Below are 891 nucleotides of genomic sequence, written 5' to 3'. Positions count from 1 at the left end.
AGCGGAGCAAGTCCACCCACAGGATCTGGAGGGTCAAGAAACGGCTGCCAGGGTTGGCTGGGGTCTCTTGCTGATCACTTGGTCGATGAGGCCGTACTCTTTGGCTTGTTCTGGGGTCATGAAGTTGTCGCGGTCGGTATCTCGTTCGATGCGCTCTAGAGGTTGACCGGTGTGGTAGGCCAGCAAGCTATTGAGGCTGTTTTTGATGAAGAGGATCTCTTTGGCCTGAATTTCAATATCGGTAGCTGGCCCCTGAGCTCCACCAAGGGGTTGGTGGATCATGATGCGGGCGTGGGGAAGGGCAATGCGCTTGCCTTTGGTGCCCCCTGCCAGCAGAAAGGCTCCCATGCTGGCAGCCAAACCAATGCAGATGGTGGAGACATCCGGCTGAATGTGCTGCATGGTGTCGTAAATGGCCATGCCAGCATAGACAGAGCCGCCGGGGGAGTTGATGTAGAGGTAGATGTCTTTTTCAGGGTCTTCGGACTCCAAGTAGAGCATCTGGGCCACAATCAGGTTAGCAATGTCGTCGTCCACCTGGGTGCCCAAGAAAATGATCCGATCCCGCAAGAGACGCGAGTAAATGTCAAAGGCGCGCTCGCCTCGCGCAGATTGCTCAATAACGGTGGGAATCATGCCAGTCCAAGCGATGGGTCAGTCCTTACTAGTGTAGTCTAAGCCACCGGACGGATGCTTTGCTCAGGACGACTCACCGGCCCGCCTCCGTACGGGGCTCGATGGGGTGTGAGCCGGCTAGAACAGCAAAGAGACGGGGTGGTTATGGCGGGATCCCTCTTCTTCTGGGATGTGGAACGGGTCTGAGGTGTGGCTCTTTGTGATGTGGTGAGGTAAACTACCCGGCACCCGCGCTATGCGCAGGGTGCGGGCTTT

1 protein-coding gene is annotated in these 891 nt (G+C 56.9%); it reads right to left on the bottom strand.

Annotated elements, in window-relative coordinates:
- Positions 1–33: 33 nt before the first annotated feature.
- Complete coding sequence (gene clpP / locus NW815_RS13515) at positions 34–636, bottom strand: ATP-dependent Clp endopeptidase proteolytic subunit ClpP (RefSeq protein WP_011434140.1); 603 nt, start codon at positions 634–636, stop codon at positions 34–36.
- Positions 637–891: the final 255 nt, after the last annotated feature.

Source organism: Synechococcus sp. R6-7, from assembly GCF_047461695.1.
In the GTDB taxonomy this organism is placed as follows: Bacteria; Cyanobacteriota; Cyanobacteriia; order Thermostichales; family Thermostichaceae; genus Thermostichus.
Note: the sequence above shows the minus strand (reverse complement) of the source record. Positions and strands in the feature narration are given on the sequence as shown.